We start from the raw sequence: 17,526 nt of genomic DNA on the forward strand, positions 1-17,526 counted from the left end.
GCGGGCCGCTCAGAAAATGAGCAGGTCCATGTCGGCCCCCACGTCGGTGGACAGGTCCTTGATCGCCGACGCCACCCGGCCGAGCCGCTGCCACGCCTTGACGACCGAGTCCTCTTCGTCGGACCCGTCACCCACGGTGATCTGCCACGACGCCGCGGTTTCGCGGTCGTCGGTGAAGGTGAGCTCGGTGACGAAGTCGGTGAACACCTTCTCGCCCATGGCGAACCCGATCTGGTCGCCCACACCGAAGTCACGGCCGATGAGGTAGGGCGCGTTGTCCTGGATTGTCACCTTGTGACTGGTGTAACCCCGCGACAGATGCAGGCCCTGCCGAGCGGCGACGAACCCGTCGAGCGTGAACGCCTTGTCGCTGCCGGTGATGAACACCTCGCGGAAGGCGTAGGGGCCTGCTTTGTCGACCCGAGCCATATCCCGGTAGACCATCCAGGCGAGGAACACATCGTCGAGCTGGCCGCGATAGAGCCAGTCGAGGCCGATCAGCGACAGCAGTCCCTTGATCGCCATCTCGATGCCTGCGTTCACCCAGCCCGGCGAACGACCACCGACGATGATGTCGGTCGCCGTCGGTTTGTGCAGGGCGATCTCGGAGGCGCCGATCCCGGAATACTCACCCTCGAAGTACCACACCCACGGCAGATTCCGCATGGTGCCGAACTTGCCCGGCGTCCCGTACACAGCTTCGTACTCGTTGGTCGAGTCGAACTTCGGATACCGCATCGGCGTGGTGCCGTCATCGGCGAATTCCTCGAACCACGAGAGGATTCCGTCGAGCAGCGACCCGGTCGGGCCCGTAACACCCGACTTGTCCACCGTCTCCAACACCACGGTCGGCTTGTCGAGGTAGAACCACTCGGGCGCCGGCTGCTCGTCCTCTCCTGGCAGGAAGAACCGAGCTGTCAACATCACCCCCGAGTCTTCGAGCATCGGCTGGAACAGCTTGTCCGCCATATCGAATCGCGCCGAAGCCGCGCTCCACCGACTGGTGTCGGTCCGCGGGTCGACCGGAACGACCGCGATCGGAAACGTCGTATTCCCTTGCAGCCGCATCAGATTCGTTGTCAGGTACGTCGTCACCAGCGTCCGAACGGGCCCGAACAGGATGTGGTGACGAGGGAACTGCGCGAGCACCGGCGCGAACGGACTCGCCCAGCAGCAGATCGTCGACACATGGTTCCACGCGTGAATCGCCTCGATGTCCACGGTCTCGACACCGTTGTCGTCCCGAACGATCGAAGCCTTGGTGATGTACCCGTCCCACCGAAAACCCCTGGTGTTCACGGTGATCGGCAGGGTTGTGTCCGCATGATTGCCGAACAGATGGTCGAAGTGCACCATGTCGCGCGGACAGATCATCTTCAACCCGCCGGCCGAGTTCCGCGGAAAACTCACCTGCAACGACAGATAACTCCGCTCCTCCCCCACCTCCTGCATGTCCTTGTCCCAGTACCGAACCAGAACCTCTTGATCCCGAGCATCATCTTGCTCGACCCGAAACATCTCATCCATCCGCCGCGATTCCGCATGCGGGTCCCAAACACTCATCCTCCCACCACCTTTCCTTGATTTTGGGTACAAAAAAACCCCAACTCGTTCGAGTTGAGGTTTTCAATGACAAGGCGAAGCGCCACCTCCCCCTGGGGGGAGTCAGTCCGACTCGCTCCCAGAAGGCTCGGCATACCTCTCCGGCCTGATCAGCACACCACCCGTGATCAACTGATCACTCGGGATCCTTTCAGTGCTGACCAACGGAATTTCGGTCATCTTTCCGCCGAGGAGCATCCACAGCCCGAAGCAGTCATCCTCCTCGTCGCGGATCAAGACCTGCACAGAGTACGGGTCGGGCCAGTCGAGCCCCGCGAGGTGCTTCAGGAGCCCCGTCCAGTTATGACGGTAGAACTGAATTACCCACATGTAGCAATCGGATGACCCATTACAGGACCCCTCAAACACCGAGTCGTCCACCGGCGTAAAGCATTGATGCCACTCCCGATCAGGATCCGGCTGCGTCAACGGCTCCATCGCAGACCATCCATCACGGGCAATTACGATTATCTCCGCAAATCGACTCAATGCGCTACTTTCTTTACGCGGTCACAATTAGCCATACCCAGCATTACTTATTCGGAACGAATCCATCCATTCCGCTCAAGCCCGGAAACCCCTTCGAAAATGTAAGGTTCACCCACCCCACCATCGATCCAGATAGACCAGAACTGTGCCAATTCTAAGCTCAGGCAGCCCTCATCACGAGAGATCCTGACCCCGATCGGTGGACTAAGAAACCCGTCCTGAGGACCATACCCCCAGAGTTGTTCACCGACAGAAACGACACTCTGAACTATTTTTTCTCCATTGCGGTCCACAACAATTTTTGAGACGCCGGCGCCCATTCCGGCGATCAGTGCCATAGACGAACGCACCTCCATCGATATCCAGCCAATTGAATGGCCCTCGACATACCCGCAGTTCAGCTCTGACGAATTGATATAGTCATCAACAGTCGATCGACATAGCTCACCTTCGACGTACATAGGACGATCGGCATGTACCGGATACCGCGCCAGCCCAGGAAGCGAAGGCGATGTTGCCAGCATTTCAGCGGGCGGTTTCACGTCATTGAAAGTCACGGGGAAATAATACTCATCGTTCCAGTATGAGTAGAGGATCTCAAATGATAGCGGTCGACAATAACTACCGAGTACGCCATAGAGTGCATCGAGGGCGAGCCGATATGTATCGGCATGCGAGTCCTCATGGACATCCAATTCTCGACTCATCAGTATTACGCGACCGGGAGAATCCATAAGATTCATCGCTACCCCGGGGGGACTATCTACCATCTGCAGCCCTGCTCCATTGAGAATTTACATTAACCAGCTCGGCGAGTACCGCACCCGTTGACCTGTCGACGACGGTAATTCTATCCAAGTCAGACACACCTCTCGGACTATCACGATTCAGGTTCTTCAGTAGATCATCAAAAATGTTTCCAGCCGAGATAGCCTCCCCAGTCGGCCTGCTCCGCACTACAGTGCCATCGGGATACAATTCCAAATTCATTCCCTTTAGGTTTAACGTAGCCCTTCCGACCTCGCCATATATTACCACCTCAAGGGGCCCCGTGAGTGGGATCCCGAGTTTCTGGCGCGTATGAATTTTGACGAGGCCGTGCTGAATTCCGACTGTCAGATCATCGGGTTTCCTCAATGCCTTTTTCACGGTCGTTACCTCGACACGAATCGGTTGCGAACCCGACGCAGGGGTAAACAGAAGGTCGAACTCGGCGACAGCCTTCTCCGGAATCTTTCCGTCTGGGCCGAGTTCCAGTGCAGTGCGAACTTTCATCGAAGGATCCCGGTCCAGAACCCTCACAACTTCCGATAACTCGAAAATGGTCTGCGCAAACTCCGCGTCAGCCTTCTTTGAATGCATCTTTAGCCAGCCATCCAAATCAGTGATCTTATCTAGATGATGCCCTAGAACCGACTCAGCAGCTGCACGACGCACGCGAGAGTTGACCGCAATAGCTTCTTCGGAATTTCTACTGCCCCTACTGCTAGACCCCCCCGCAGGGCCGCTATTCGATGCAAATCTGTTAGGTACGGCAGTCGGATTAATTCCCGTGTTGTATCGCCCGTCTGCGAGAATACCCTTAGGTTGCAGGTTGTCAAAGATTTGCGCAAATACAGTGGCAGTAAACTCCAGAGACTTGACGGGTTGATTCATCCAATGATTGAGTTGTCCCACCCTTTCGCGGCCATACTGGACCGCCCTCGAAGCGGATCCGTCCTTCAGCACCTTCGGCGCAGTAGCGCGTCCGTCAAGGTAACGAGTAGCCACGCTGACCAGCGAAGGATTGAAAGCGCCACCTACGGAGCCGCCAGAATGCGGCTTTCCACCCTTTCCAACTGCACCAACACCCTTAACCGGCACAAAGAACATCGCAGCTCCGAAGGAAGCATGTCCCAAAGTTTCGGCCAGGTGCCCGGAGGCACCCTCCCAATCTGTACCGATCGCCAGCTTCGAGGTAGCGTTCCAATTTGCGCCCACTGCGCGGCGGATGTTTCGCCATGCCTCATCGAGCGACTGTTCGCCCGAACCCAGTCCGTAGCCCTCTACACCCAGGGTCTTGTATGCGGCAAATGCGGTGCCGAACACCTCACCGACACCGCCAGCAATACCTTTGAGTGCGTCTTCACGGCTGAAGAGTTCGGTTTTAGCGCCGACTAGGTTGGCAGCACGGTTTACCTCATCGTTGATGCCTGTAAGAGCACCGATTCCTTCGATAGCACCGAGAGCGCTGGTGCCCATCCCGTAGTAGTAGTTGCCAGCGAAGGAAACCGCCTTCTTCCACAACGCACGGGTGTCTTTGGGCGGCTTGTATGACGTCGACTTTCCGTCTGGACCGAATTCGGCCAGTCCACCGTCGGTGTAAACAAACCTAAGGCCACCATTCGGCAAGAACGTCAGCTCGGCAGACCGTGGCCGGGCCCGATCTTCCCAAGGCATGACTAAGAGCGAATTTCCAACCCCCGTGGAATCAGTGAAGGCGAACCTCAGCTTCCCGCTAACGTCAGGAGTACCTACAGCGAGGCTGTCGCCGACCCGGAGAAGTTGCTTGATCGGTTTGCCATCAGGCCCGGTCTTCGTGAGATTTATCAACCTGCCGGATTTGTCTCGCAGTTCGTGCACCTGGATCCCGCCCTCGGAGTACAAGAATTCGTACCCGTTGGTTATGGGGTTGATCCGGCGCTGCACCGAGTTGCCGTCGGTATCGGGGTATACGTCCCAACGGTTGTCCTCCTGATCGATTATCCAACCACTGCCACCAGCATCGATCTGCCCAGTGAACCGGGATTCCAGCCCGCCGGCTGGATCAAAGCTTGTCTCCGTGAAAGTGAGATTGTTGTACATATCCGAATGGAGGTTGTCGTAGAGGCCGAGCCCATTTCGAGAACCAACGTCGTAACCGACCGGATTACCATCTTTGTCTAACGAGATGGTGCGGACTTTTGTCAGGTCAGGCGAGGCATCGAATACCGATGTGGGTAATCCACTGGTGGAGGTGCCGGGGGCGAAGTGTTGTCCATACCCTAGTTGACCAGGCGCGCCCGATTCATAGTATGAAGCTCCGCCTCCGGCGTGACTCTGCCATCGGACATATTTCGCCGTGCCGTCAATCTCTTCAACTCGTACGATGCGGGCTCTGGATAGAATGTTCCCTTGAGAGTCCCTAACGATTGCATCAACTGTATTGAGTCCGTTGCCCTGTGGGATCGTGTAGTCGACCGTAATTCCGTTTGGTCGCTCCTCTGTCCATGACTTGCCCACCTGCTGACCTTCAGTGGACGGCATGGGCAGCGGGTCCTTGTTCGGCCCGTTTGCATCCAACAGCGGATCGGTTGGGGGAGGCGGGATATTCACGCCTGGCTGCGAAGGTCCTGGAGACGGCGTCGCTGGCGTCGGGGTTGGTGCTGGTGCTGGGGCTGGCGTCGTTACACCTGGTTGCACGGGCCCAGTCGGCGCATTCGGATCTGTCACCACCGGCGACGGTGGCGGCGACGGGACAGGATTCGGTGTAGCTGCCTCTGTGGGGCTCGGTGTATTGATTCCTGGTTGCACAGGTCCGGTTGGTGCAGCACCCGTGGGAGGTGGTGTCGTGGGCTTCGCCGGGGTCGGACGCTGCGGAGTGGTCGTGACTGGATCGGAAATCGAGTAGGCCGAAGGGATTTGGTCGAGCGCACGGTTGTCCATTGCACGAACCCCGAGCATCCGTTCATATGCCCGCGCCGCCGAAGCGGCAGTCATCCCGTTTAGGTTGTGCACCTGCGGTTCTCGTGCGGGACTTGACCCGGATCCCGCCCCCAATGGGGTCAAGGATGCGAGCCATTCGGAGAATTGGGTGTGGTCATAGGCCACGAAAGGCTCTGGTACCACCATCGCGATACCTCCTTAGAAATCGAGAGAGCCCAACCCCCGAAAAAGGGGATTGGGCTCTCTCTCAAGCGATGTTCAGTTGGAACGCAGGATCAGAACGGTCGTGACGACCTCGGTGTCAGTGCCCCGATGATGCTCGAATCAGTGGTCCCGTCTTCGACCTTCACCACGATGTCGGTGCTGGTCCACGGGTCAAGCGAGGCGAGCCACCGGCGGCCGGCGAGTTGGCCCCAGACATTCACGCCGGCCGTGTTGCCCTCGGTGTAGAGGCGGGCTGTGCGATGGCGTGGGTGGGTGTCGATGCGCAGGGTTTGGCCTGCGGTTAGGCGCGGCGTTTGGACCATGCGCGGCTGGTCCAGGCCCTCGACCGGGTCGAGGATCGACCAACGGCCGGGGCCGTTCATCGTGTAGCGCGGCCAGGCCGGCTGATCCGCGGCATTGCGCAGGCGCAGAATGCCCTCGCCCACACCGGAGGCGTTCGTCCACACCATGGTCTCGTCGAAGTGCCGCTCGAGCGGATCCATCGCGGTCGCCGACATCTTGTACATCGCGAAACCGTTGCGCGCCGGATCGATATCGCCCGAAGGTTCAGGGGCGGTGTCGAGCTGGAATTGCTGGAACCGCCAGCCTTGGTGCCGGGTGAAATAGCCGACGGTCACGGGCTTGTCGGTGGACCAGCCACGGAACCACGCGTCGTGCACGGCGAGGAATTCGCGGACCGGGTTGGACTCCTGCGCGCCGCTCGCTGTGGAGATGATGGCGAGGAAGTCCCATTCCTTCTTCCAGCGGACCGATCGGGCGAAGGTGGCGCCGTCTTGGCGGGCCCCTTCGGTGGTGAGTAGCTGGACCGGCGCGAACATGAAACCTGTTTGTGCCGAGAGCCTTACACCTTCGCGACCGGCGTTCGGGCCCGCGAGATGCCAGACCCTGCCGTTGTTGTCCCACACCACGATCTTGGTGTCCTGCGTGTTGAGCATTTGGTGGATCATCGACCGAGTCCTCCTCCTCGTTGTGCCACAAACGTCTGGCGGCGTTGAACTCGGGCGATGGACATCTGCACGCTCTTGGGGTCCATACCGTTGAAGTTGAAGATGTCGCCGCGGGCGGTGTGCCCGCCGACGCCGTCGGCCAAGTCCGTCAGACCGAAGCCGGTTCCGACGACTTCCTTCGCGGTGCTTGCCAACCATTCGACTGGTTTGGCGACCAGGTCGACCGCCTTGCCCGCCACCGTCGATCCGATGAGGGATCCGAGCACGCTACCGACCGCAGCGCCGGCTGGGCCGGCGATAGCGGTACCGAGGCCGGCGCCGATGAAGCTGCCCGCCTGACCCGCCAAGTCCTGTGCCACGCCCTTCGCCGCCCCGGTGATGCCTTTGACCAGGCCACCCGAGGAGTTACCGGAAAGGAAGCCCTGAATGCCGGCTGTGAGGTTCGACCCTTCGTCGTTATCGAACGCCTTTTGCTGTTCGAACGGTACGAAGAATTCACTGTCGGAATTGATCCCGAGCTGCTTGGCGAGCTCACCGTCGACTGAGAGTGCGTTGGAGATCGACGGGATGCCGAGGGCCCCGGCCAGCGCACCGACCGTAGAACCGGCTTCACGCAGGGCTGTGGTGTCGCTGAGGCCCAGCGACCCACCGAAGTTCTTCGCCAGCTCGCTACCGACGATCGATCCGCGGTCGATGTAGTCGGCTCCGCCGTACGTTGTGAAATGCGTGGGGTCGGCAAGGCTCGTGCCTTTGAGACCCTCACTCAGGCTTGGCGTACGCGGCGTCGTGGATGGCCCGACAGCCGAATATCCACCGGCGCCATTGGGCACATACATCGTGCTCGAACCACCACCGGACCCGCCGGTGACAACAACGCTGTTCGAACCACCACTCGCACCACCGTCGCCACCGCCGAAGCCCCTCGGCGTCATCGGCGACGCACCACCCGGTGCGACCGAACCACCGGCGCTGCCGCCCGAGGACAGCTCTGAGCCGTCTGTCGGCATCGCTCCGATCGCGGACTTCAACGACATAGACGCCGCGAACCCACCACCGAACCGAGACCCGATCGTCTGCCCGAGCTGCTCGCCGATCTCCGGCGCCAACTGCCCAGCCGGTCCGAGCGCGGGCGCGATAGCCGCACCCAACGCCGCACCGACCCGACCACCGGCTTCCGTCGCCGAGGCGACGATCCCCGCGGACAACGCCTCCGACAGCGCGGAAAGCGGTGCCGTAGAGCCCTGTCGCGACGAAGTCGACTCCTGGGCGAACGCGGGCATCGCGCTCATCAGCCCCTGCGGCTCAACGTTGAGCGCAGCAGAGATCGGTGGCCCTTCGCCGGTGAACGGCGAGTTGGCGCCCAAGTCGACCTTCATCGGTTCAGGTGTGCGACGGCCGAACAGCCCGCCCGCACCCAGCACAGGCGCCAGAGCACCGCCGAGCGCCGCACCCGCGGTACCCGCGGCATTGATCGCGGCACCGCCGATGCCGCCGATCACGTCCGCGATCAGCCCGGTCCCGAGCAGATCGCGCCACTTCTCCGGATCGCCCATGCCCGTGTCGCCGACCAAACCGCCGCCGGCGAAGCCGGGAAGCATGCCGCCCAGGTATCCGGGCGAGGGAACCCAGCCGGCATTGATCGCTTCCAGCAACGGCAACGCACCGGCGGTCGCGGCAGCGTTGACTACGAACTCGCCGTTCGACAGCCGAGCCAGGATCGAATCGCTGCTACCGGTGCCAGGACCACGGACCGAGCCACCGCCTGCGTAACCAGCAGGAGCGCTTACATTTTCAACTATCGCATTGTCGATTCCGGTCTCGGACTTCGCTGGATTGAGCAGCGTAGTCTTCGACGAGAACTTGATCAGACGGGTTTTGGTGTCGGTCGCGTCCGTATCCGGACGGAGCAGATCCATGGCCTGCCCCGCCACTCGCTCGGCGATCGCACTCGGCCCGGTGCCGAGCACGTCGGACAGCAGACCGAACAAACCGGCGCCGATCAGGCTGTTCGGGGGAATCCGGCCATCCTCACCGAGGGTGACCGGCGCCTCCTCCGGCAGGGTGATCGTGGCGGTCCCGCCGCCGGAGCCGCCTTCCCAGACGGCCCCGCTCGGCAGCCTGATCCGCTTTCCCGGAGCCGGTGTGCCGCTCGTGGTCATCGCAAGAACGTCCGGCAATGTCATCGCCGTTGGGCGTTTCTTCTTCACAATTGGTATCCACTTTCTGCGTTCGACCGCTCCGGGGCTGCAGCCACCTAGTCGTTCCAGCCGAGGAAGTCGTTCATCTGGTCGAGTTCCGTTGCCGTGCCGACTCGTTCACGATTCGACTTCCTGCCAGGGCGAACGATCGGCTCGGGCATGTTGCGCCCGCGTCGGCCGTCGTCGGTCCGGGCCCACGCCAACCATCGAAGGCTGTCGGCGACATCTGCCAACAGGTGCTCAGCGGTCTGCCATCGACTCCCTTCCGGGTGCATCACCCGAAGCAGCGCCGACTCGAGCGGCAGGTGCTTCACGATCGATCGCAGGTCGGCCCAATCGAGTGCGTCGGTGCCGAGCATCCGTAACCGGAGCCCCAGGACGATCAGGTCGTATTCGATTGCCTCGCTGTACTCTTCGAGAAGAGCATCGAGGCTTAGGATTCCCCCAGGCTCAGCCCCGAGTGCGCGCGCCACGCCTCGAGCAGCTGGTGGTAGGCGTCGGGATCCATCTCGTCGAGCGCGGCCAATGCCTCGGGGGTCAGGCTCAGCTCGAGCAGGGTGTACATCGCGTCGACATCGCCGAGGCGACGGATCCGGCGAACGAGGCCGGGCTTGAGGTAGGACAGCGACGGCAGCACGATATCGGCGCCGTCGACGGTGTAGGTGAAGTCGTTCTTCACGACCGCAGGCTGGGTGATTTTGATGGGTGCAGCAGGAGAAGTCATGGGTAGCAGACCCTTTCGATTGAGTGTGGGTTTTTAGAAAATAGGGAGGGCCCAACGGCGGCGGGCGGGCCTGCGCATAGGTGTTTTACCCGCCGCCGTTGGGGGCTTTTAATCAGGCAGTCTTGAGACCGTCATCCAGGTAGCGGTACGCCTTGATGCCGGAATCGTCCTTGAATGCCTCGACGTTGATCGTGAAGCCGGCCAGCTCGTTGGACACGAACTTCTTCTCGGTGATCGAGGAGATCTTGGCGTTCGGCAGCACGATGCGGAGCTTCTTGTCCTCGGTCTTCATGTCGAAGACCCACGCGCGACGCGGCAGAACCACGCCGGTCTCCCGGACGTTGATCAGCTTGCCCGAGGTGGAGGTCGCCGCGGTGGCGGTCACATTGTTCTCACCGAAGATCTCGCTGAGCACATCCTGGTCCCACACCGCGTACAGGGTGAGGCCGAAACGGACCGAGTGCTCGGTCTGCAGCTGGGCGATGATGTCGGCGTTCCAGTCCTTGACCGTCTCGACCTTGCGCTCACCGAGCGACTCGATGCCGTCCTCGGAGACATAACCCAGGGCCTTGAAGGCGGGGGCGATGGTGCCGGCCGCGGTGGTCGGCAGGGTGGTGTTGAGCGGCGCCACCAGGACACCGCCGGAAACGGCCAGGTTGGGGGTACCGGCGCCGATGAAATTACTGGAAGGCAGAGCCATTGTTGTTATCTCCCTTGGGATTGTTGCGCAGGCCCTCGGGATGGGTACTTCAGTTCGACTCCGAATCGGAGTCAGGCGAGGACAGTGCCCCGCACAATCAGGTCGGCGACAAGTGTGTACCGCGGCGCGGCTGTCACCGGATCGGTGTCGTTCTCCATGCCGGCATCCTCGACCTGGTCGCACCACACAGTGCCCAGGTAGCCGGGAGCGGCCGCACTCAGGATCGAACGCACGATCGCGGCAAGTGTTGCCGCCGTGCCGGCGTCGTCGGTGCATTCGAGAACAACACGAGGACGATCGAGAATCAGGTGAGCGCTACGACGCCCCTCACGATCCTCGACATCGACTCGGGCTTTTCGGTCGTTTCTGGTAACTCGCACCAACCGGGCCGGACGCGGGTCCGGGACCCGGCTGACCACAGTCGCGGTATCGGATACCGCAGCGAGTTGCGTCGTCAGATAATCGACCAAAGTTTGTTCGATATCAGAAAACAGTATCTTTTCATTCATGTCAAGTCCTTGAACAGAAATTAATTGGACCAAGATTTGGGCATGAAAAATCCCGACCGGTCAACCGATCGGGATAATCCCCTATAGGCCACGCCCTGCGTTAGGCAACGCCTTCATGCAGCAGACAGTACTGCGACCACATTGCGCACCTAATCTATGCTCTCGGGGCGGTTGTATTCAAAATTTGCAGCCATGACCCATGTCCCGGCGGGCTCTTTTTCGTAATGATAAGTAGCGGTTCGCAATTGCGAATCGTACTCGGCATGAAGAGACACCAACCGCCCGACTGTCTCCAACAGGTCGTCATCCGGAAAGATGATCGGCTGCATATTCGAATTCAGGGTGATACTGAACTGATCGCCAACGACGCCGATCACGAGGTCTGCCGAGTTATCGTCTTCATACATCTCCGTTAACACCAGCTGTCCGATCTCTCTGTCTAGCTCAGCATGCAGATCGAGAGAAAAATCAGGCATAGAACGCACCCTTCAACGGAACTATAATGATCACGGACTGGGGTAAACAGGATTGGGCGGGTCGGTTCGCACGGTTACGCGACCCGGCGTAGTTGGATTGTACATCACAACCGTGAACCCTGGAATCTCTAAACCGTGGAGATCGAACAACGAATGCTGGATCCTGACCGGGCGATCAGTAACAGGATTACGCTCCAACACCAACGAGAGCATCGTTACACCGCGATGCACGCGCGCATATTTTATAGCTGCCCGCTCCCACTTCGCTTTCCATTTGCCGTTCAATCGAGCATGCTCCGCTATAGAATTTTCCTGAACATTCGCATCAGCCTGATTGCGGACACCGGATTCTGGAATCATGTGACCTCTGTTGTCCATACCATCCACAAATCCGGCCGGTTTACGTTTACCGAGGCCTATTTTCTTACGAGGTGGCGGCGGATCGAGCCGTCCCACAGCTGCCATCGGTAAGCGAGAAGCATCAGCGTGATATTCAGCATCCCCGTAGACCGACCTTCCGGATCTCCTCGTTCCCAGCGTCGTTCCATCCGGCAATACCACATCACTAAGACGCTGCGGAGTTGTCGCCGGGCTCGTCGGTGCGGGACCCACGTTGCTATTGGAGGAAACAGGCCGACTATTACGGATTGTCGAGCCAGAAGTCGAGCGCGGAGCGGCGCCCTCAAGTGTGCCCTCACTTGTTGTCACCGCCCGGGCGGACGGCCGCGCTTCGCTGTTCGGCCGATCTGAATCCGGTACTTCGGTCGAACCTCGGTTCCCGGTTGTTCCCGATGTCGAGTGTCGCGGCGTTTGCCCGGTTGGGTTTGCGGTGCTCGGGCTGACATTCGGCGCGATGTCGGGGTGGTGGGCGGAAGGCGTACTTCCAGTGGAGGTTGCAAAATTGGTCGGACCCGGTATACGACCTGTGCTCGGGAAGCCGCGTACGTTGGCCGGAGCAAGTGTCGGCCGACCGAAGGATCGCCCGATGTTTCCCAGACTGGCTGATGTGTTATGGATCGCGGCATTTGCCGCGTTCTTTATTGCAGCGTTAACTACGCTCGGAGGGGGAAGTTTACTGGTTGTCGCATTGATTCCTTTCGGGCTCAGCAGAAGCATCGCGCCGAACAATCCGCGCCCAACGGTCTCACCGGGTGCTTCGCCAGCTTGCGTCCAGTCGGCACCGGTCGCAAATATCGAAACTTCGTTTCCAGTTCCCAAAATGTCGCGACCCAGTTGCTTCCAGCTACCTTGCCCAACCGAAATCGCCGCGATATCGATCGCGGTAAATCCCAATCCAACACTCACACCCAGCCCACTCGTCGCCAATCCAAGCCACGCGTCTTTAAGGCTGCCGTCCATCACGCTGAGCACGAATCGACTGCCCCAACCGTCCACATCACGGTCCTGCTGACCTGCGAGGGCTGCAATTCCCGTTTTCATCTCATCGTAGGCGCGTTCGAATCCGGTAGCAACGTCACGACTGAACGATGTGAATCTCTCGTAGTTGCTGCGGAGGTCTGGTTTTGGATCCTTCTTAGTAGGCCCTCGTGATTCAATAAGCGCACCAAGACGGTCATATCGCGTGTGCGACCCGTCATCTCCGTCGACGGTTATACCGTCCGCGTCGGTTAGGGCAAGATATCCTCCCACCCCAGAATTCGAGTAGAATTTGTCTGATTTCATTTCATTGCCAGGATCCCAGACTCGAATATGAGTTCCATTATTCGTTAGTTCAGTGTTCGTATACAGGCTCGATCCATCGAGTTTTGGCGCGATCTCCCACAGCGGCCCGCCCGACAGGTTTCCGGCAAACCAGCCGTGACCCGTGTTATCCGTGAACTCAATCGGGTTGGTTACCAGCCCGCCGTGCTCGGTCTCGTTGGTACGCCAAACGGAGACATCGCCATCCCTATTAATGTATGCAGTGTGGTACAAGCCCGGCTCGGTGCTGATTTGTTCGAGACTTCCGATCGGGACTCCGTTGTCCACCAGCGTGAACGTGGTGTTCAGGTCTGGTAGCGTCCCTAGGACACTGTCCGGGGTTCCGGACGTGGAAGTTCCGTTATCGAAAAGCTGGGTGTACTGATTCGAGTTTGCGGAATCCTGCTGAGCGTAGAGGGAAGCGCTGCCGACTACGTCGACCCACTGCTGCACCCCACCGTTCTCCCCATAGACCACTCGCGAATTTCCGACCATGACACCATCACGGGTGACTTCCTGGTCCACACTTCTGTTTCCATTGCCAATCGGAATGGTGTACGTATGAGTAAGCCCGTCACGGACGACGGTCCATGTGTCGCCCTCCTTCTTTCCCGAAATATCAGGGCGGTCGAAGAGCGGACCACTGCCTTCCGTGCCTGAAGGCTGGACGGAGACCGGCGATGACGACTCAGGAACGACGCCAGGTTTCGGGCTGTCCGTCCGAGGCCGACCTTCACGGCTGGGTTGTGTCGGCTGGGTCTGCGCTGGAGTTGATGGCGTTTCACCCGTCGGGGTGGTCGGATCGGGTGTCCGCTGCTCCCGATGGGTACCTGGGTTGTATTCGCCCTTCAAACCTTGAACGTCTGCGATGGGAACTGCCGTTTGTATCCCCTGCCCGGCCGAATCGAGTGCTCGACCAGAGAGAACCCTGTTGTACGCTCGCGAAGCCGATGCCGGGGTCATTCCTGAGTGGTTGAAAACCCGGGGTTGACGGTCGGGCGCGCGAGACTCCGCACCGAGTGGAGTCAGGCTCTGCAACCACCGCCCATCGCCCGTCGGATCCGGTACCGGCCCGTTCACTGCGGCGGCTCCGCATCGTCGATCCGGCGACGCAGCTCAGCGACCATCGCCGCATACGCCTCCGACTTCGTCTTCCCCTCACACGCGATCCCGCGGGGATGAGTCGCGTACCACGCACTCCCCTCGACCTGCTTGACAGATATCTCGTCGAAGTCGTAGAACTCCTCCGCATCAGGCGTAGGCCAATTGCCTTCGGCATCCGGGGTGATGTGAGCACCGGTATCGAAAGCACCCGGGGCACCGGCAGGTGTCGGGATCCACCGGATCTCCTCGAGTTCGGGGTGCACACGCACACCACGCTTGATCAGATACTCTGCGACCCGAGTCGCCTGCTTGATCGAAGTGACGGTCGGTTCGGCCAGCTTGCGGCCGACAGGGCTGGTCCACTCGGGCAGGTGGATGACCGAAAGTTCCTCGGCAAGTGCACGAACCTCCGGGTCGAGTTCGTCGTCGTGGTCGGGCTCGGCGAGCTTTCCCGACATAGCTTGTTGGAGGAACGCCAGAAACTCGGGAGTGACCAGCTGTCCGGATTCGGTCTGGACGTATTCCGGAGGCGACGTTTCGTTGGTGCCGAAGTCGACCGAGCCGATGATTTCCTTGCCGGACATGTGGTGGAGCCTCCCGAGCTTTTGGGCATGAAAATGGCCCGTGCCTGCTGGCCGGGCCTTTGCGTGGTTGCGGGTGTGGAGTTAGGACAGGCCGAGCAGCGGCAGGATCACCGGGGCGAGCAGCACGGCCAGTTCGAGCAGGACGAGCAGGACGGGAAGCATGGAAGTCACCTCCTCTCGGTTGCCGACGTTTCGAGGGCTTTCAGGCGGTCCAGGATGTCGGCCATGGCATCGACCACGGTCATCCCATCGAGCTGTTCCCAGCCCGCGAACATGCCCGCATCGCGCTGCTGGCTACCACACAGCTGCTCGCGAATGTCCTTGACATCGGTGCCGATCGGGCCGCAGAACGCGGTGATGAAATCCTGGATCCGGGTGACTTCGGATGCGCTCATCGGAGCGTCCTTTCCGTCGATGAATGCCTGTACGTCGCAGCGGAACTCGTCCATGTCGATACCGGCGGGGTCGATTTTTCCTTCGTGCGAGTACTCGCGATGGGCCACGCAGTCCTCGGCGTCTGCGCCGATGCGCGCGAGGATCGCCGCGCAGCCGCGCTTGTAGGCGTCGAGTTGTGCTGGGGTCCAGTCGGTTCCGTCGCCGCGAGAGACGGCTTCGATGCCGATCACGTGGTAGTTGGCGTTGTCGGTGGGCCAGCCCGGCCAGGAGCCTCGGCCTGCGTGCCAGCAGACACCGGCGGCGATCACGCGGAAGGTGCCGTCGCGTTCGAGGACGAGCTGGGCGAGGGGGCCGGGCAGGTCGGCGCGGCCGTCCTGGACGATGCGCCAGTCGTTTTTGCCGCCGCCCGCGGTGTGGTGGCAGAGCACGCCGCGGATGTCACGGAAGTCGCCGTGGCCTCGGTCGCGCCAGCCTTCGTGCTCGATGACGTCCAGGCCGGCATCGCGTAGCACGTCGGCCAGCCATACCGGGTCTCCTGTCCAACCCATAGGTGTCTCCTTGTGTGAGTGAAGGTTTGGGGTCCCGCCCCCGTGGACGAGGGGAAGCGCCGAGGGCGGGACCGTCACTCCTGACGCAGCGGCGACGTCTACGACCGCAGACCACCTGCGGGAGACGGGCGCGTCAGGAGCGCGGCATGCGGCGGGCTCGAATCCCGCACCGTATCGAGTGTTCTCCGGGGGCCGACCGCATGCAGTTCGGGAACGGCGGGGGTCGCCGTCAGATTTCTTCTTGGAGGGTGGCGGGGATTTTGTAGTCCGCCACCGGGGGCTCCATGCCGGGGACATGCAGGCGTAGGAAGCCGAGCAATTCATCGATGTGGCGCTGAAGTGCGCGAATCAGCCGGATCGCGTCGCGGAAACGGAGGTGATCGTCGGCGGCCTGCTCCTCGAGCGCGACCACCCGCTCACGCAACTTGGCGACTTCGCGGGCCTGCCACGCTGTCACCGCGCCGATGACGGTGGCGAGGGCCATGCCGCCCGCTTGCACGAGTTCAGGGCTTAACCACGATGCCATCCGGTTCACCCACCGATCCGGTCACCGGGCTAACAGCAGGCCTGATGATGGCGCCGGCGATCAGTGGCGTCGCCAATCCGTAAAGGGTGAGCAGTGTTTCGATCCACACGGCATCGATCTCGCGACCGAGCAGATACGCGAGGACACCCGTGACAGCGACGAGTACCGACCGGACCAGCGCGGGCTCTGGGGTCTTGCTGACTCTCATGATGTGTTCCTTCCCAAAGGTTTTCGCGGGTCTCAGATGCGCCCTTCGGCGACATCGCGGTTCAGCGCCTGGGCTAGTGCGCGGGCATGGCCGTAGCGGACGTAGTCGGTGGTATGTCTCCCGTCGAACAAATAGCCGCGGGAGTAGGCGATGGCTCCGGTCCAGTGGCTCCAGTTCGACGGAGACCACCAGCGCTGCAATTGCTTTCGAGTCGCCGTGTCGAGCATCCGCTGAGCCCATCGGATCGCCGAGTTCGCGCTGGCGAAGCTGAAGAAGGCGCTCAGGTCCGCGATGGTCCGCAAGGGATTGCCCGCGGGCAGTGCGGTGATGGGATCACCGGGTGCCGCGGCCCAATAGGCGGGGATGCCGTCGATCGGGCGCTCGCCGACCACGCCATAACCGCCGGGATCGGTGTCGCCGAGGTACTGGCCCGCCGGTCGACGCGGATCGGCGATCAGCGCGCAGGCGATTACCTCACGACCCGGATACGCGCCGCGACCGATCTCCGCCGCGAGGTCACCGGCTACCGCAGCGCCTTGCGAGTACCCTGCCAGCACAACGGGATTCGGAGACCGGTCGATGGCGGCCAGCAGCGCACGTTTGCCTTCGGCGACGCTTTCGGTGTAGCTCACGTGCGAGCCGTAGTCGGCGGGGTACGGGATCATGCGAGGGGTGAACATCGACTTGTTCAGCGCGTCGACGAAGGCACCGGTGACGCCGTCGCCGCCGGGGTTCCAGGTGCCACCGACCACCAGTACATCGATGGTGCGGGGCGTTCCTTTCGGAGACCACAGTGACATGTTCAGACCTCTCTCAGACGTTGGGTTGGAGGTCCCGCTCCGGACGACTGCGCCTCCGGAGCGGGACCGTTTCGCCCCTGCGCTGCGACGACGTCTTTCGACCAC

The 17,526-nt window shown here is 61.0% G+C and carries 17 protein-coding genes; all 17 read right to left on the reverse strand.

Annotated features, from left to right (window positions below):
- Window positions 1–9: 9 nt before the first annotated feature.
- The 17 genes from ACLJPD_RS08570 to ACLJPD_RS08650 all read right to left on the reverse strand — a co-directional run bounded on the left by ACLJPD_RS08570 (window position 10) and on the right by ACLJPD_RS08650 (window position 17,421).
- Complete coding sequence (locus ACLJPD_RS08570) at window positions 10–1,563, reverse strand: phage tail protein (protein WP_410871316.1); 1,554 nt, start codon at window positions 1,561–1,563, stop codon at window positions 10–12.
- A gap of 102 nt (window positions 1,564–1,665) precedes the next feature.
- Complete coding sequence (locus ACLJPD_RS08575; RefSeq protein ID WP_410871317.1) at window positions 1,666–2,040, reverse strand: hypothetical protein; 375 nt, start codon at window positions 2,038–2,040, stop codon at window positions 1,666–1,668.
- 98 nt (window positions 2,041–2,138) lie between these two features.
- Window positions 2,139–2,648, reverse strand: coding sequence for a hypothetical protein (locus tag ACLJPD_RS08580; RefSeq protein ID WP_410871318.1), 510 nt, complete (start codon window positions 2,646–2,648; stop codon window positions 2,139–2,141).
- Window positions 2,649–2,850: 202 nt separating this feature from the next.
- Window positions 2,851–5,376 (reverse strand): hypothetical protein, encoded by a 2,526-nt coding sequence (locus tag ACLJPD_RS08585; protein ID WP_410871319.1) that lies wholly within the window; start codon window positions 5,374–5,376, stop codon window positions 2,851–2,853.
- Window positions 5,377–6,050: 674 nt separating this feature from the next.
- Window positions 6,051–6,935 (reverse strand): phage tail protein, encoded by an 885-nt coding sequence (locus ACLJPD_RS08590; protein WP_410871320.1) that lies wholly within the window; start codon window positions 6,933–6,935, stop codon window positions 6,051–6,053.
- Between the two features lie 8 nt (window positions 6,936–6,943).
- Complete coding sequence (locus tag ACLJPD_RS08595; RefSeq protein ID WP_410871321.1) at window positions 6,944–9,106, reverse strand: hypothetical protein; 2,163 nt, start codon at window positions 9,104–9,106, stop codon at window positions 6,944–6,946.
- A gap of 95 nt (window positions 9,107–9,201) precedes the next feature.
- Window positions 9,202–9,504 carry a DUF5361 domain-containing protein gene (locus ACLJPD_RS08600; RefSeq protein WP_410871322.1) on the reverse strand — a complete coding sequence of 101 codons (303 nt, stop codon included), beginning with the start codon at window positions 9,502–9,504 and terminating at the stop codon, window positions 9,202–9,204.
- 74 nt (window positions 9,505–9,578) lie between these two features.
- Entirely contained in the window at window positions 9,579–9,869 is a 291-nt protein-coding gene (locus ACLJPD_RS08605; protein ID WP_410871323.1) for a hypothetical protein, read from the reverse strand.
- A 112-nt stretch (window positions 9,870–9,981) separates the two neighbouring features.
- Complete coding sequence (locus ACLJPD_RS08610) at window positions 9,982–10,569, reverse strand: hypothetical protein (RefSeq protein ID WP_410871324.1); 588 nt, start codon at window positions 10,567–10,569, stop codon at window positions 9,982–9,984.
- A 71-nt stretch (window positions 10,570–10,640) separates the two neighbouring features.
- The gene (locus ACLJPD_RS08615; RefSeq protein ID WP_410871325.1) at window positions 10,641–11,111 is read right to left on the reverse strand and encodes a hypothetical protein; all 471 of its coding nucleotides are present in this window, start codon (window positions 11,109–11,111) and stop codon (window positions 10,641–10,643) included.
- A 116-nt stretch (window positions 11,112–11,227) separates the two neighbouring features.
- Entirely contained in the window at window positions 11,228–11,554 is a 327-nt protein-coding gene (locus ACLJPD_RS08620) for a hypothetical protein (protein WP_410871326.1), read from the reverse strand.
- Between the two features lie 30 nt (window positions 11,555–11,584).
- Complete coding sequence (locus ACLJPD_RS08625; RefSeq protein WP_410871327.1) at window positions 11,585–14,107, reverse strand: hypothetical protein; 2,523 nt, start codon at window positions 14,105–14,107, stop codon at window positions 11,585–11,587.
- 224 nt (window positions 14,108–14,331) lie between these two features.
- Entirely contained in the window at window positions 14,332–14,943 is a 612-nt protein-coding gene (locus tag ACLJPD_RS08630; protein ID WP_410871328.1) for a hypothetical protein, read from the reverse strand.
- Window positions 14,944–15,110: 167 nt separating this feature from the next.
- Window positions 15,111–15,887, reverse strand: coding sequence for an N-acetylmuramoyl-L-alanine amidase (locus tag ACLJPD_RS08635; RefSeq protein ID WP_410871329.1), 777 nt, complete (start codon window positions 15,885–15,887; stop codon window positions 15,111–15,113).
- Window positions 15,888–16,116: 229 nt separating this feature from the next.
- The gene (locus ACLJPD_RS08640) at window positions 16,117–16,413 is read right to left on the reverse strand and encodes a hypothetical protein (protein WP_410871330.1); all 297 of its coding nucleotides are present in this window, start codon (window positions 16,411–16,413) and stop codon (window positions 16,117–16,119) included.
- Entirely contained in the window at window positions 16,391–16,621 is a 231-nt protein-coding gene (locus ACLJPD_RS08645) for a hypothetical protein (RefSeq protein WP_410871331.1), read from the reverse strand. Before ACLJPD_RS08645 ends, ACLJPD_RS08640 begins: the two co-directional genes overlap by 23 nt.
- Before the next feature lie 32 nt (window positions 16,622–16,653).
- Window positions 16,654–17,421: an alpha/beta fold hydrolase gene (locus ACLJPD_RS08650; RefSeq protein WP_410871332.1), complete on the reverse strand. Its 768-nt coding sequence runs from the start codon at window positions 17,419–17,421 to the stop codon at window positions 16,654–16,656.
- Between the last annotated feature and the right edge of the window lie 105 nt (window positions 17,422–17,526).

The organism is Nocardia sp. A7 (genome assembly GCF_046549215.1).
In the GTDB taxonomy this organism is placed as follows: Bacteria; Actinomycetota; Actinomycetes; order Mycobacteriales; family Mycobacteriaceae; genus Nocardia.